Origin of the sequence: Prevotella melaninogenica ATCC 25845 (assembly GCF_000144405.1) — a bacterium.
In the GTDB taxonomy this organism is placed as follows: domain Bacteria; phylum Bacteroidota; class Bacteroidia; order Bacteroidales; family Bacteroidaceae; genus Prevotella; species Prevotella melaninogenica.
The window spans coordinates 876,039-890,338 of sequence record NC_014370.1; the positions used below are offsets into that span (position 1 = coordinate 876,039).

Genomic DNA, 14,300 nt, shown 5'->3' on the forward strand with positions numbered 1-14,300 from the left:
TGATGGTTCCGTAGCTCAGTTGGATTAGAGCAACAGCCTTCTAAGCTGTGGGTCTTGGGTTCGAACCCCAACGGAATCACAAACCATGTAAAAAGAGGATTTTGGAAACAAAATCCTCTTTTGCGTTTAGAATGAGCCACTTGTGTCCTAATTAGCACATTTAGAGGAGTTTATGCTTAATGTTAAACCCCGTGGCTAATGGGAAGTAATGGGAGCAAAAAGGAGCTCTCGGGAATAAAATGTGTTACCAATTTGTGTTACCAGAATACAGAATGTGTTACCACTTTCCACAATCTTCTCCATCCACACTAAAATGTTGTTAATATGGCAAAACAGGAAGTTGTGGTCATCTATGATTGGAAAAAGGTTGCTGCAAAACGTGGCAAAGGGAAAGTCGAAGTACGAGTCTATATCAGCAGGACTGAGAGGAAATATATTTCTCTTGGTGATGTAGCCCCTGATGAACTGGAAAATTTTGTAAGTTCTTCCAAGGTACTTGCTATCAAGAAAAGATGTGAGCAGATACTGGCTGCAATGAGTGTTCTTGACGATAAATTATCCGTTGAGAAGTTTGACTCCTATTATTACGAAACAGAAGACAATCCATTTGCCAAAAGTAAAGGCTCGGTAAATTTCTTGCTGTATATGGAACAATCCATTAAGCAAGAAAACATACGTGAGGGTACACGCAAACACAAGATTTGCACATTGGAAGCTATCAGGCGTTTTGGTCAGATAAAAACCACAAAGGACTTAACGCGGGAAAATTTGGTAGCCTTTGACCAATGGCTTAGAGATGGCACCCGCTCTGATGTTTCAATCAATAACTATCACAAGAATTTTCGTATCTATACAAAGAGGCTTGCTACAGAAAATGTTATAGACGTTGATCCTTACGACTTGGCTAAATTTAAGCGAGGCAAATGTAAAGAACGTGAGCCGCTTTCTGAAACAGAATTGAAAAAACTCCGAACAATAAAACTGGAGGGGAAACTGGATAAGGTCAGAGATTTGTTTGTGTTCGCCGCCTATACTGGTTTGGCATATTGTGATGTTCAATCATTTAGCTTTGATACGATGACGGAACTGCAGGGAACATTGTATTATATTGATGGAAGCAGATTAAAGACTGGCTCTAAATTCTTCACTCCCATTCTCAAACCGGCAATGGAGGTGCTCAAAAAGTATGATTTCAAGTTGCCGAGAATATCCAATCAAAAGGCAAACGACTACCTGCATCTCATCCAGGCAGCCATGAAACTCAACAAGAACCTGACCTTCCACATTGCCCGGCACTCGTTTGCGACGCTGGCTCTTGCCCACGACGTGCCCATAGAGAACGTCGCACGCATGTTGGGGCATCAGAACATCCGGACCACGCAGATTTATGCGAAGGTGCTGAAATCGACCATCGAGCGACATGCGGTAAACCTCCAGAAGGCAATCAGATGAATGATGAATAAATCTCACACCCACATAGAGCCATACCTCCCCTTCGAGGCATGGCTTTATGTTTTGCGTTCTATCAGATAATTCACCAGGTAAGCGATGCCGCCAAAGAGCATCCACAAAACATACAGAAAGCCTTGAATCACCCAACCTATCAGCTGGAAGATGGCTCTGAACAGGATATATACGAAGAGAAATACTTGCATCTTAAAACATTATTAGCTATACCAAAGATACGAAAAATATCCGAGAAAAGCAAATAATAGAGCATCTAAGCATTGACAATCAGCAAGTATTTTATGACTACATTTTCTCGTAATATCACTATCTCACGGCTTCATTTCTTCGTCTTTTCTCGAAGAAACGGACTCGTAACTTCGGTTTTTCCTTATATCGCTAAATCGGGTTTTCATTATCCCGATTTCACGATAACATTTTTCTTGAATCAGTTATCGAAGAACACCACAGTCCATCATTTCTTGCTAACTTTATGTCAGACAAGCAGGTGGCGAGACTACATTTCCCTTACGGAGTTTGGGTAGCAAGTTGTACTTTTGTGCGGACAAAAGTAACTTGCCAACTCTGTCAAGTTGGGGATTATTCTTCGCAACTCAGAATATAAACAGAAGAATATGGAACGGAAAACGAAAAGACTCTGGATAAGGATTTCTGCACAGGATGCCGAGCTGATTAAACAGAAGGCTACTAACTACAAAACGGTAAGTAGCATGATTTGGGATGCTATCAAGCAGTTTGACGATGTTGGCACAAAACGTAAAATCGCCACGCTCAACGAAATGATGACCTTCTATAAGAAGTATCACCAGGACTTGGCATGGATGGGCGGTAACTTCAATCAGGTGGTCAAGCGAGCCAACGAACTGGCGATAGCCAATGAGCTGACACTTCCCTATTTTGAGAAAGTGCTTTATCCTCAAATCATGGAGCTACAAAAGCTCTTAACAGCGATAAGACAGGAACAGCATCAGATAGCCAAACGATTAACACGATAAAGCGAAAAGCCGTAATCGGTAAATACCGATTTATCAATCACATCTTTTCACGAACACACAAGAAAACGATGATAGCAACCATATTACCCTCCAGCACGACATTCCATGCCGTTGAGTACAACGAGCGAAAAGTTGCCAAAGGCCAGGCTGTGCTTCTTGAAATGAAGAACTTCGGTTATGTGGGAGCCGCTGATAGCTATACTCCCGAACAGCTGCAACAATACCTGATTGACTATTCGGCAAAAAACGAGCATATCCGCAAGGCGCAGTTCCATGTTGCCATCTCCTGCCGAGGACATGAATATTCCCAGGAGCAGCTTCTGGATATTGCCCACCAGTATCTTCATGAAATGGGCTATGATGATGAAGGGCAACCGCTTCTTATCTATGCGCACAATGACACCGACAATAATCACCTGCACATCATCACCAGTCGGGTGAATCCCAACGGGCAGAAGATAGACCATAACCATGAGCGCATCCGATCGCAGGAGGTTATCAACAAGATCGTCGGCGAAGATGAGGAGTTGCGTGCAGACTTGTTATTGAAGGAAGCCCTTGGTTACAAGTTCAACTCCCTCACCCAATTCAAAACCATCTTGGAGGCATCGGGCTATGAGTGTTTCGAGCGTGAAGGCAATCTCGAAATTGCACGTGGTGGGCGGGTACGAAATAAAATCGGAATGCAAGATTTGACATCAAGATTCGTCCTCATTGATGAAAAAGAGACCTACAAACGCCGTAGACAGCTGGGAGCCATTATGAAGAAGTATCGCAACATGGTTTCCTGTCGAAGTGAGTTGGCAGACATCCTGCAAAAGAAGTTTGGCGTGTCGCTCATCTTCTTTGGCTCAAAGGACAAGCCATACGGTTACATGATAGTGGATCATCATAAACAGGCAGTGTATAAAGGTGGCACAGTACTCTCCATCAAGCAGCTACAACACTTCATGAGTGAGGAAGAACGTATTAACAAGGTGGAACTCTATGTGGATGCCATGCTGGAGGATAATCCCCGAATGATTGCCTACGAACTTAACAGAATGTTGTGGCGACAATACGGCACTCGCATTGCCAAGGGTCGTTTCAAACTACTTGGTGGCGGGGAGATTGCCCTGAGCGATAACGTGCAAAAGATATTGAAGTTCAACTTCATGCTGCGCCGTGTCCAGGCATTTTTCCCTACCAACGAGACCGAGCGTGACATTCTCTGCCATATCTGGAAGATTGAGAATCCCCACCTTATTTATATAGAGCCACACAGCAAGCCCAATAATGGCTTTGCTGTAGAAAAGCTGAACAATCTGGCAGCATCAACTGAGAAGCAATACTTGAGGGCAGCATTAAAAGAAAATCATCTCGCCATTTTCAGACAAGGTGACCAATATTATTGTGTCGATTTCACACACAGGTGCATCTTCAATTTAGCTTCTGAGGGTATCGCCTTCAAGTCCTTGCTCCCAACTCTGCAAGAACTCCAACCTATGCCGGCCCAAAGTTCCCGCCATTCTAATAATATTCTGGGTAACGTCCTTTCGCATCAGACATCGGTTTCCGACCGTAATGCCGAATGGGAAGTGGGCAGCAATGGTGGCTATGAGGTGGACGGCGAGTGGAAACTGAAGAGATAAGATACAAAAAGAGCCAACAAAGATGATTTGCTAAACCCGATTACGGTGCTACTCTTTCATCTTTGCGGCTCAATATAGTCATTTATTCAAACGCAATGATAGGTACAGTGTGCACACCAGCTTTACTCTCATAGCTATATGTACCTATCTGCATTGCAGACTTTCCTTTAGGAATAGTAACGATCTGCCCGTCATAGAACTGTTCATTTTCTTCAGCAACAAGAAATACAACAGGCCCTGTAAAGGCGCTGATATAATCCTTTACCTCACTTGTTGCAAGTGCTCCATCTTCAAAGCTCTGAAATACTTCAAACTTGTTTGCAACCGTAAACTTTGTCTTTTGTTTAGCCATTCTTATCCCAGACTGCTCAGGTGTACTCTGCATTTTGGAGTAAATAAAGAGACCTCCAAATGTAAGAATACATCCAACAAGAACACCTAATAAAAATAATACCTTAATTCCGCAACACTATTATAAATTAAACTTTTTAAGTACCTGAGCAACAAAAAGTTGCTCAGGATTTTGCCATGTCAGAATTTTCACTTATCTTAGTATTGCAAAAAAAAACAAGAGAATCCGACGATAGACATGGCAAAGATACAAATTAAATCTGAGAGAGACTCACTCCTTTTGGGGGATTATTTTCAATCATGGAGCAATTTGACTCCACACATTATCATCTGTAATCGACTCAACCCTCGGTCTAAGGTGTAGATCGTTCGGTTATCAGTACAGCGAAATCATCCGTTCTCTCATGAGTATCTACTTCTGTGGCGGTTCATGTACCCAAGGATGTCACTACTCATTTGATGAACCACCTCTCGCTCCATCCGACACTTCGCACTTGTAGCTCTGATACTATCCTCAGAGCGATAAAGGAGTTGACGCAAGAAAACATTTCATACACATCAGATATGGGCAAGACCTATGATTTCAATACGGCTGACACTCTCAATACTTTATTGCTCAATTGTATATTTGCATCTGGCCAACTGAAAGAGGGTGAGATGTATGATGTTGATTTCGACCATCAGTTCATAGAGACAGAGAAGTATGATGCAAAGCCTACATACAAGAAGTTCCTTGGTTATTGCCCTGGTGTGGCGGTTATTGGCGATTTGATAGTCGGTATAGAGAATAGTGATGGTAACACAAATGTTCGTTTCCATCAGAAGGACACGCTGAAGAGGATCTTTGAGAGATTTGAACAGAATGGGCTCACTATCAATCGCTTCAGAGCTGATTGTGGATCATGTTCCGAGGAAATCGTGAAGGAAATAGAAAAACACTGCAAGTCCTTCTATATCCGTGCTAACCGCTGCAGTTTGCTCTACAATGACATCTTTGCTCTCAGAGGTTGGAAAATTGAGGAAATCAATGGCGTTGAGTTCGAATTGAACTCTATCCTTGTTGAGAAGTGGAAAGGTAAGGCATATCGACTTGTGATTCAAAGACAGAAACGGATGGATGGTGTGCAGGATTTTTGGGAAGGAGAATATACATACCGTTGTATCCTGACTAACGACTATGATTCTTCCGTAAGAGAAATTGTCGAGTTCTATAACCTTCGTGGAGGAAAGGAACGTATCTTCGATGATATGAACAATGGCTTCGGGTGGGACAGATTGCCCAAATCCTTCATGGCAGAGAACACAGTGTTCCTTCTTCTTACAGCACTTATCCGTAACTTTTACAAGGCAACGAATCAAAGCCGATAAAATCAATATTATAACGGAGAAAATCCTGGTATTTTTTATCCTTCAAATAAGGAGTAACCAACATGTCTTCAATACATTTCTGACTTGCACAGTGAAAGTAAATCGCACATGATACAATTCTGAAATGTCTATAATCCTTAATCTTCATTTTGAGAAGATCCTTTACGTGCAAATCATACAGGTTGTTTTTGTATTTAAGAACCTGATCTATGGGGGACTTGGTAACGGCATTATTGGGAGTATAGACCCATTTCTTCTTGTCATTCAAACTAAAGTTGGAAAGATTCCAATCCTTTACTTCTATAATCATAACGCCATAGTCCTTATGCATAATATGGACATCGGGACGGTCTCCATTGAGGTATGGATTGAAGAATACCTCAAAAGAGTCGTCCAATGTATTGTTCAAAAAGTTCAGCAATGTTAGTTCTCCTGTTGTTGGCTGAACCTTAAACTGCATTATTTTTTCGAGTGAAGGATAGAATATTGCCATATCGCTCTGTCTGTATGCTGCATGAAGCAAGCGTTACATGCAAAATTACTTTGTAAAAGTTGATATATTCCAATCTAATGCATTCATTTCTTTATCGTCATGTTCCGACAAATAAGAATCATACCAAAGAATTATATTGCATAATTCCATTGTCAATCCTCGAAGCAGGTAAGGAGCATTCCCGATACTATCGAGGAACTTTTCAGTGTGACGGCTATTTGCTTTCTGCTCATCTGTGACATTCTTGTTTTCAGCATGTTCGTATGCCGCAGAAATCTCTATCAGTCTCTGGAAACTGTCTTTTAGCACGTTAGGCAATATGTTTTTACTTGTGATTGACACCTTCTCCCCTTGCTTTATTTCTTTTCCTGAAAGGATAAGACTACACCAGGTGTTATTGACACCGCCTCGTTTGTCAGTGAGTAAATCGTGCATTACGTACCTTCCATCTTTAGATTTGTTTGGGAGAATACCATGCTCTGCCATGGATTGGAAAACCAACTCAAGACATTTGCGTATTTTCGTCATATTGTCATTATATTCTTTCCCAGAGTAGTTGCAGGCATGGATTGGAAGCAATAATTCTTCCATATAAACCTCAACATCAGTATCCAATTGGGTATTACGAATGGCCTTGAATACATCTGGATAATATACCAGACGAATCTGCATTTCAGGAGAGACCTTGGCATGATAAGGTATTCTATGGAATAGCATATCTCGATCTGTAGCCTTGCTATAGTATTTCTTACTCTTCCAGTCACCATCCCATTCTTCTCTGCTATCAATAATCAAATCATTTAATTCTTCTTCGCTACCTCCAGAAAGAACATACCAAGGCAGTATTCGATGGCGTTGAGCACAAATTGTGTCGATTGCATGAATTGCCTGAGTTAAGAAAACAGCAGCATTATCATGACTATCTCGTTTATATTTGCACTTCGCATCCAGCACGATGGCGGACCAACGTTTGAATTCTGTTATAAGAGCCTTTTCTGCATCTTCCCAACAACTGAAAGGAACCAGTTGGATTCCATACTGAGCTGCTTCCAATGGGTAAGTTTGGGTGATTTGAGGATCATCTTCAACCCATAACACCTGTATAAATTTTCCGTTCATATCGATTTATTTTTGGGAGTCAGATGGAAAACCATCTGACCCGTGTTAAACATTTAGTATAGACTCGCAAGAGGCATTGTCAGTACATAAGTGACAGTAAACTTCTTCTCGGGAGAAGAAATGATGCGAACATCACCTCCAAACTTATGCATGATTTCTGCTATCTCGCCTCCGCCGATACCACTATGGCCATTCTGATTCAAAGCCGTTGAGTACCCATACTCCAACAACAAATCAGAATCGATATCAACCGGAAGTGGGGAACCATTGTTGGAAACCTTAATAAGCATATTAAGGCCATCTGTATTCCAACTTGTTCGAATGACAAAGTCATCCCTTTCTTTGTCCTTGAACCCATGTTCTCGTGCGTTGGCAACAATATTGTCTAAGACCTGTTGCAAAGCCTTACGAGGGAACCAAGCGGTATTCATTGACTCGCCCTTATGGAAGAGTAGTTTGCCGGTCTTCTTGTCGTGTATATCCTTAGAGAAGATGTTGGTCTCAAATGGTTCCCATAGATGCACAAACTTAAACCCAGGCTGTTTGTGAGTGTTCTCGTATGCCTCAATAAAGCCTTGAGGTTCTATGGGCTCACAGTCGCCCCAATCATTGCTATCGGTTAAGTGTTCCACGCGATAACTGATTGTTTCCAGCTCAGAGTGAAGAATACCCATTGCTTCTCCAACTGTCATTGGACTTATTGGGGATATCTGGTAGCTTGCCTTGATGTGATCATTGTGATCCCTCATGCAATACTCTAATGAGCGAAACAGACTATCAAAGGCCGAAATATTCTGTATCAAAGCATGTTTGCGGAGTCTGATAGCATGCTTAAAGCCCTGTTCCTGCTTTTTAGCATTGAGTTCCTGCAAGGCGTAGTCTTCTAAGATTACACTTTGTACAAACTGCTGCTGCTCTTGCAATGGCTGGAACTCAATGCGGATATAATTTATCCATTTTTTTGCCAGTCTTGCATTGATTCCCTTTCCGCAGACGAGTGCTACAATCTGGCTTTTTACAGATTCACGTAGCATATTAGCTGCAAGGTAACGCACATGCACTCCGCTAGAAGGAGTCAGGACATACAAGTTCTTAGGAACCAGGAAGTCTGCATCTTCTTCAGTGTAACCAACAGCGATATCCTGCTCAGATACAGCCATTATAACAGCAGGACCATGCACCCGGTAGTATCGTCTTAACCGTTCTTGCTTTACCACAGGCAACTCTGCAACCTTGAATTCTCCTTTTGTGAATACCGCAGAAAGGTGATTTACTGTTACGACCTTTTCTTTAGGATTGCACTCATCTGAGAGCACAAACTCATCCACAATATTAGCCACGTCTTCTATTGAAGAACCTTCTTGAGGAAAATGCAGATAGAAGGATGGAAGCAACATGTTTTCATCTAACATGTCATATCCATGGCGCTGCACGATTGGACAATTTTCCCGTTCAGGCATACCTGCCATTCGCACTTCCTTTACAAAGGTATCTACATCGACCACTCCTGAGCCGTCTTTTTTATGCAAGCCTCTGGCATCACACATTACGAATGAGTCCTGAGAGTTCTTGACAATATGAAGCAAGATATTACCCGATGGTAACATAATCGCCTCCTGAAGGAGTCTCTCTTTCTTGAGAGTTGTACGCATAACAGCAGAGACATCGTCCAAAATTGCATTTTTGGATAAACAGAGAAGAATCTCGCCACCTTCTTTAACGATGCGAGTGCATGAGTTAAAGAATCTATCAAAGTCAGCGTTCTCCGCAAAACTCCTCAATTCTGTATGTATGTCGACTAAAGCGACGTCATACGTACCATCAGCAATGTCATCATCATGCCATGACTCGCCGTCAGCAACATGGTATTGGTATTTAAGAATGGTATGCCCATGTGCAAGAGCCCGTATGGCGGCATCTTCATAGTCACCGCAAACCGTGAGTTCACATTTCTCAAGACCAATAAATTCTCGTCCGCCATCAGAGTGGGCTATGAATACTTTCTCCGGCTTGTTATTCAGCAGGTAAGGAACTAAGCAACTCCACTCTCGGGGGGCGTCAAAACCATCCATACCGAAAGAGTATACAGTACTAGAGTTGTTAAACGCATAATCCACAAACTCTGCGAAGTTCTCGACGAGATATTGCTCTTCTGATTCTTCGAGAAGACCTTTGACATAGTATGAAGTCTCTACAGAATACTTCTTCACAACATCAGCATCTGCATTTTCACCAGCACGGAGCAGATAGATGTGACCAAGCAATTGCTCGATAAAGTCAAGTCGGGCAAAATCGTCAGGGATATAGAAATCCGTAAAGGAACTCTGAGTTTTCTTTGCAGCCTCTGTGCTAGAAGCAAGGTTCTTGTACTTGGCTACGATAGCCTCTACCTGAAAGTACTTTTCTGTACGCATGTTTCTTCGTTTTTTGTTTGACTTTAATTTTCTGCTGCAAAGTTAGAGGTCAACTATGACCTATATGTTCGTAGATTTTATTGAATTATAAATAGTCTTCATTTTATGGATTCTTTCCGCTACTTTCTCCCTAATATTATTAGGTAATAATACTATTAGGTTCTCGCCAAAAGAACATAACTCTCTGATGAGTTCATAATTCTCTTTACATTGAATTGAGAAAAAACAGCCACCAGCAAGTGATGGATATAGTTCACGATATTCGTTTTCAGCTTTACCTTTGTAGTGTCTCTGAGAATCATGTAAAGGCTTGCTGGCTACAAAATCCTTCGATATATCACTTACCCAAAACAAAATTGTTTCTACAGAAATCTCATCATAGTTTGTAACTCCTATTATGTCATCAAAAAACTCATTGATATCACCTTCGTACTCTATATAGTTGTGAGACAATAGAGGGATAACCTTGTCTATTCTATCCAAACTAAAATTTAACAACTTGCTACCTGTTTCTGTCTGGCCTATTACGTACCAACGTCGGTTGTACTCTTTCAGCAAATAAGGGCACAAGTTCACGGACAATAGTTCATTGGTGCTTTCAAACTTATGGTATTGTAGTTCTATTACTTGCTTTTGTGAAATACTCGTAAAAAGTTCACCTATAAGGTTCGATTTTTCCAAAGGATTTTTCGTAAACGAGATAATCTTCCGATCACTGTTTCTCACGCCTAATCCAAGTCGTAATCCTTCGAGGGCATCAAGGTTAGGTAGCCCGTCAAATTGTCCAAGCAAAGATAATGCCTCACGAAGAAGATATTCTTCGTCGTCAGATAGGTCTTTCTTGAAAATTGAGAAGCCGGGAGTCTTGTATCTCAGACATTGCTTTGTATAAGATTTCTGCTTTTCTCTGTTGTAACCAGGAGCTGAGTATCGTTCTATTTCCACAAGGAATGGTCCTTCATACTCCAAATATTTTATATCCTTCTCAATGGTTCTGCGCACGACTCCATTAGTATCAGGATACATGTCAGACAATCGCTTGCTAACTTCTTCTGTTAAGTCATCAAGTGAATAGTTATGATACCGGCTGCTTAATAGTTCATCCAATATCTTATATCGTGTCATTGCATTCTTATTTGCTGGCATGGATGTTGTCTTTAAGATTTACGATGCAAAGTTATAAACTAAAAACGAACTCTTTGTTCGTATTATTGTGTTTTATAGCATCTTTTATCCTTAATTCCGCAGCATAAATTCTTGTGAGACCTCCAAGTGCCTGGGAAACAAAGTTCTCAAAACACTTGGATATGTCAGAAATCTCACCTATCTTGGTGCTGCAAACATAACAAGTAAGCAAAAATCTGACATGGCAAATGTAGCAATTAAAAACGAGAATATCACTTCTTTCGGTGGAATTTATCATGTTATGGACGTTTTCTCAAAGTTGGGCTTTGAAAAACTTACCGAATCTGTATTGGGCAAACGCGGAAGCAGCGGCAAAGCATTCTGTTATGGAAGTATTTTTGGCTCTCTCTTCTTCAGCTACCTTTGTGGAGGGGATTTCCTTGAGGACATCAATGCGCTTACAGGGCAGTTCAGGCAGAGACCTGGTACGCTGGTACCCGGTGCCGACACCGTGGGGCGAGGACTGAAGGAGCTTGCCGAAGAGAACATTATCTACAAGAGCGAGACATCAGGCAAGTCTTATAGTTTCAACACTGCAGAGAAGCTGAACACCTTACTTTTACGGATGATACGGAGAATGGGGCTTATAAAGGTGGGCAGTCATGTTGACTTAGACTTTGACCATCAGTTTATTCCAGCCCACAAGTTCGATGCAAAGTATTCTTACAAGCAGGATTTTGGCTATTTCCCTGGTTGGGTTTCCATTGGGGGAATCATAGTCGGAGGTGAGAATCGTGACGGAAACACCAATGTGAGATTCCATCAAGAAGACACGCTCCGTCGCATTATGGACCGTGTAACCTCAGAACTTGGTGTGGTAATAGAGCGTTTCCGTGCTGACTGCGGGTCATTCTCAAAGGAAATCATCCAAACCGTAGAGTCGCGCTGCAACACGTTCTATATACGTGCAGCCAGCTGCGGCAGCCGATGCGAGGACTTCCTCCAGCTGAAAGAATGGAAGAGCGTTGAAGTTGGCTATGAGAAATGCGATGTCACATCCATCAGTATGGACAACTTCATCGAAGGAAAGTCATACAGGCTTGTCGTACAGCGTAGTCCTTTGAAAGACAAGGAGGGCCGGGAGCAGACGGATATGTTCGGAGTAATATACACATACCGCTGTATCCTCACCAACAACCGGACATCTACCGAGAAAGACATCATTACATTTTATAATGAGCGTGGAGCAAGCGAAAAGAACTTTGACATACAGAACAATGACTTCGGATGGTCACATCTGCCCTTTTCCTTTATGGCTGAGAACATGGTTTTCATGATGGTTACCGCTATGCTGAAGAACTTCTATCTCTATCTCGTCGGTCATATCAGCGAGAAGGTCAAGCCATTGAAAAAGACAAGCAGGCTGAAAGCCTTTATCCTGCATTTTGTCAGCGTACCAGCAAAATGGGTGCGCACTGGAAGGCTGAACGTTCTGAACCTATATACAAATAAAACCTACTACTCTGAGGTCTTCATTGAATAAACAGTATTTCTTTGTGGTCATCAAACTTCCCCATTGGTTTGGGTGGGAGATTTTATGCTTAGAAAAGACCCAAGAAACACCGAAGCACCTCATATCAACATATAGAGCTCCAAAAAGACATCTCAACATATAGAATTTTCTCACAAGAAAAAATACTGCGGAATTAAGGAAATACAGCATAGGCAAGAATGTATTCTTGCCACATTGTAAAATCGAATAGACCTTATAGCCGAAGATTGCAGCAAGGAATTATCGTTTACTTATTTTGAGCAAGTAATATCCTGCTAAACCACCAATAATGGAAGCTGCGAAGATTCCGACCTTAGCTTGAACATGGCTTACAGGTTCGTCGAAGGCGAGTGAGGTGACAAACATCGACATGGTAAAACCAATCGAAGCAAGGAATCCCAAGCCGAAGATGCGGTGCCATGTCATTTTTTTTGAACGTTTGCCAAGCCCCAACTTGCTGAGTAACCAAACTGCCAAGACGATGCCAAGGGGCTTGCCCAATAGCAGTCCGAACATCACACCAAGAGCAACATGATTGGAGAACAGGCTCTGCAGATCCATATCGATAAAGGCTACACCTGCATTGGCGAGTGCAAAGATGGGCATGATGACAAAAGAAACAAATGGATGCATGCCATGTTCGAGGCGCTGAAGAGGTGGTACGGCATTGAAGGCTTCAGCTTTCACCTGGGAAATAATCTCCACTTGTTCTTCTTCTAATGTCCTTACATCATTGCTTTCTGCATTTTCAAACCGATGAAGCTGTCGGCGCAGACGCGCAATAAATGTCGATTCTGGTATCTGTGAATCAGCGGGGATTACAAATGCGGCAAGAACAGCTGCTATTGTAGCATGAACGCCTGACATGAGGAAGGCTACCCATACACCGCACACGCCAAGGATACCATAGAAAAAGGCATATTTGATGCCCATCTTGTTGCCAATGAACATGATACCAAGAAAAGTCAGACCCACGAGGATACTGGGGATGGAGATATTAGATGTGTAGAACAGGGCGATAACAATAACCGATCCAAGGTCATCGACAATGGCAAGCGTGGTGAGAAACACTTTAGCTGATAGCGGCACCTTATCACCAAGTAAATAAACAATGGCGAGAGCAAAGGCAATGTCTGTTGCCATGGGTATTCCCCAACCATGAGCAACAGATGTTCCGATATTAAAACTAAGATAGATAGCAGCAGGGAAAAGCATTCCCAAGATAGCAGCTCCCACAGGGAGTACCACCTTCTTTATTTCGCGTAACTCTCCTCCTATGAACTCTCGTTTCAACTCCAATCCCACGACGAAGAAGAATAGAGACATCAGCCCATCGTTAATCCAATGTTCCAAAGAGAAGTTGAAATAAGGTCTTCCGTCGAAAACAAACCCCAAGTGATGTTCAAAGAATTCAAAGTATTGCTCGCGCCAAGGCGAGTTGGCAAGCAACAGGGCTATGATAACGGCAATACCAAGAACTATTCCGCTCGACTTTTCCTGCCGCATGAACATCAAGGCAGGCATAACCAACTTCTTATTAATTTTCTGCTTATATATTTCTTTCATCTTTTCTTTTTTATGTTAGCGAGTAGTAATGAGTCGCAGACTATCCGACTCAGTACGCGACTTGAGCCATCTGCTCAACCATTCACGGTCAGCAGTTGAGAAATTTGTCTTGCTTCCTACGATAGCCACAACGTAACGTTTCGTGGCAGAGGTGTCTGTCGGTACCTCCATTACCTTTGACAGACTGATGGAGGTAACGTTAGGATACAGGCTCCTTAA

General features: G+C 42.1%; 12 protein-coding genes, 1 tRNA gene and 1 pseudogene. 7 read left to right on the plus strand and 7 right to left on the minus strand.

Annotated features, from left to right (window positions below; genetic code table 11):
* Nucleotides 1-4 precede the first annotated feature (4 nt).
* The 5 genes from HMPREF0659_RS03425 to HMPREF0659_RS03440 all read left to right on the plus strand — a co-directional run bounded on the left by HMPREF0659_RS03425 (nt 5) and on the right by HMPREF0659_RS03440 (nt 4,093).
* Nucleotides 5-79: transfer RNA gene (locus tag HMPREF0659_RS03425), tRNA-Arg, on the plus strand.
* Between the two features lie 245 nt (nt 80-324).
* Nucleotides 325-1,452, plus strand: coding sequence for a site-specific integrase (locus tag HMPREF0659_RS03430; protein ID WP_013264067.1), 1,128 nt, complete (start codon nt 325-327; stop codon nt 1,450-1,452).
* Nucleotides 1,453-1,502: 50 nt separating this feature from the next.
* Entirely contained in the window at nt 1,503-1,712 is a 210-nt protein-coding gene (locus HMPREF0659_RS12715; protein ID WP_167310032.1) for a hypothetical protein, read from the plus strand.
* A gap of 369 nt (nt 1,713-2,081) precedes the next feature.
* Nucleotides 2,082-2,462 (plus strand): hypothetical protein, encoded by a 381-nt coding sequence (locus tag HMPREF0659_RS03435; protein ID WP_013264229.1) that lies wholly within the window; start codon nt 2,082-2,084, stop codon nt 2,460-2,462.
* 68 nt (nt 2,463-2,530) lie between these two features.
* Nucleotides 2,531-4,093: a relaxase/mobilization nuclease domain-containing protein gene (locus HMPREF0659_RS03440; RefSeq protein ID WP_044045851.1), complete on the plus strand. Its 1,563-nt coding sequence runs from the start codon at nt 2,531-2,533 to the stop codon at nt 4,091-4,093.
* An 82-nt stretch (nt 4,094-4,175) separates the two neighbouring features.
* On the opposite strand, the gene HMPREF0659_RS03445 is transcribed toward HMPREF0659_RS03440, so the two are convergent.
* Complete coding sequence (locus tag HMPREF0659_RS03445; protein ID WP_226893157.1) at nt 4,176-4,445, minus strand: hypothetical protein; 270 nt, start codon at nt 4,443-4,445, stop codon at nt 4,176-4,178.
* 237 nt (nt 4,446-4,682) lie between these two features.
* Here HMPREF0659_RS03445 and HMPREF0659_RS03450 point away from each other — a divergent pair.
* A pseudogene (locus HMPREF0659_RS03450) lies at nt 4,683-5,791 on the plus strand (IS1380 family transposase); the annotation flags it as partial.
* Here HMPREF0659_RS03450 and HMPREF0659_RS12335 read toward each other — a convergent pair.
* The 4 genes from HMPREF0659_RS12335 to HMPREF0659_RS03470 are packed head-to-tail and all read right to left on the minus strand — an operon-like array spanning nt 5,772 to nt 10,984.
* A complete protein-coding gene (locus HMPREF0659_RS12335) occupies nt 5,772-6,305 on the minus strand; it encodes a nuclease-related domain-containing protein (RefSeq protein WP_013264665.1) in 534 nt (177 codons plus the stop codon). The pseudogene HMPREF0659_RS03450 and the gene HMPREF0659_RS12335 sit on opposite strands and share 20 nt — an antisense overlap.
* 45 nt (nt 6,306-6,350) lie before the next feature.
* The gene (locus tag HMPREF0659_RS03460) at nt 6,351-7,424 is read right to left on the minus strand and encodes a hypothetical protein (RefSeq protein WP_013264809.1); all 1,074 of its coding nucleotides are present in this window, start codon (nt 7,422-7,424) and stop codon (nt 6,351-6,353) included.
* Nucleotides 7,425-7,477: 53 nt separating this feature from the next.
* A complete protein-coding gene (locus HMPREF0659_RS03465; protein WP_013264875.1) occupies nt 7,478-9,838 on the minus strand; it encodes an ATP-binding protein in 2,361 nt (786 codons plus the stop codon).
* Between the two features lie 60 nt (nt 9,839-9,898).
* Entirely contained in the window at nt 9,899-10,984 is a 1,086-nt protein-coding gene (locus HMPREF0659_RS03470) for a helix-turn-helix transcriptional regulator (RefSeq protein WP_013264778.1), read from the minus strand.
* A 220-nt stretch (nt 10,985-11,204) separates the two neighbouring features.
* Here HMPREF0659_RS03470 and HMPREF0659_RS03475 point away from each other — a divergent pair, with 220 nt between their 5' ends.
* Entirely contained in the window at nt 11,205-12,506 is a 1,302-nt protein-coding gene (locus tag HMPREF0659_RS03475) for an IS1380 family transposase (RefSeq protein WP_013264372.1), read from the plus strand.
* 249 nt (nt 12,507-12,755) lie between these two features.
* Here the strand turns inward: HMPREF0659_RS03475 and nhaA are convergent, their stop codons facing one another.
* Together nhaA and HMPREF0659_RS12850 are read right to left on the minus strand one after the other, a co-directional pair.
* The gene (gene nhaA / locus HMPREF0659_RS03480) at nt 12,756-14,081 is read right to left on the minus strand and encodes a Na+/H+ antiporter NhaA (RefSeq protein ID WP_013264769.1); all 1,326 of its coding nucleotides are present in this window, start codon (nt 14,079-14,081) and stop codon (nt 12,756-12,758) included.
* Between the two features lie 15 nt (nt 14,082-14,096).
* On the minus strand, nt 14,097-14,252 hold the full coding sequence (locus HMPREF0659_RS12850; protein WP_226893193.1) for a hypothetical protein: 156 nt from the start codon (nt 14,250-14,252) through the stop codon (nt 14,097-14,099).
* Nucleotides 14,253-14,300: the final 48 nt, after the last annotated feature.

Coding starts and splice junctions, on each gene's coding strand:
- HMPREF0659_RS03430 (WP_013264067.1), top strand. CDS start 325: ATGGCAAAACAGGAAGTTGTGGTCATCTATGATTGGAAAAAGGTTGCT.
- HMPREF0659_RS12715 (WP_167310032.1), top strand. CDS start 1,503: ATGGCTTTATGTTTTGCGTTCTATCAGATAATTCACCAGGTAAGCGAT.
- HMPREF0659_RS03435 (WP_013264229.1), top strand. CDS start 2,082: ATGGAACGGAAAACGAAAAGACTCTGGATAAGGATTTCTGCACAGGAT.
- HMPREF0659_RS03440 (WP_044045851.1), top strand. CDS start 2,531: ATGATAGCAACCATATTACCCTCCAGCACGACATTCCATGCCGTTGAG.
- HMPREF0659_RS03445 (WP_226893157.1), bottom strand. CDS start 4,445: ATGGCTAAACAAAAGACAAAGTTTACGGTTGCAAACAAGTTTGAAGTA.
- HMPREF0659_RS12335 (WP_013264665.1), bottom strand. CDS start 6,305: ATGGCAATATTCTATCCTTCACTCGAAAAAATAATGCAGTTTAAGGTT.
- HMPREF0659_RS03460 (WP_013264809.1), bottom strand. CDS start 7,424: ATGAACGGAAAATTTATACAGGTGTTATGGGTTGAAGATGATCCTCAA.
- HMPREF0659_RS03465 (WP_013264875.1), bottom strand. CDS start 9,838: ATGCGTACAGAAAAGTACTTTCAGGTAGAGGCTATCGTAGCCAAGTAC.
- HMPREF0659_RS03470 (WP_013264778.1), bottom strand. CDS start 10,984: ATGCCAGCAAATAAGAATGCAATGACACGATATAAGATATTGGATGAA.
- HMPREF0659_RS03475 (WP_013264372.1), top strand. CDS start 11,205: ATGGCAAATGTAGCAATTAAAAACGAGAATATCACTTCTTTCGGTGGA.
- nhaA (WP_013264769.1), bottom strand. CDS start 14,081: ATGAAAGAAATATATAAGCAGAAAATTAATAAGAAGTTGGTTATGCCT.
- HMPREF0659_RS12850 (WP_226893193.1), bottom strand. CDS start 14,252: ATGGAGGTACCGACAGACACCTCTGCCACGAAACGTTACGTTGTGGCT.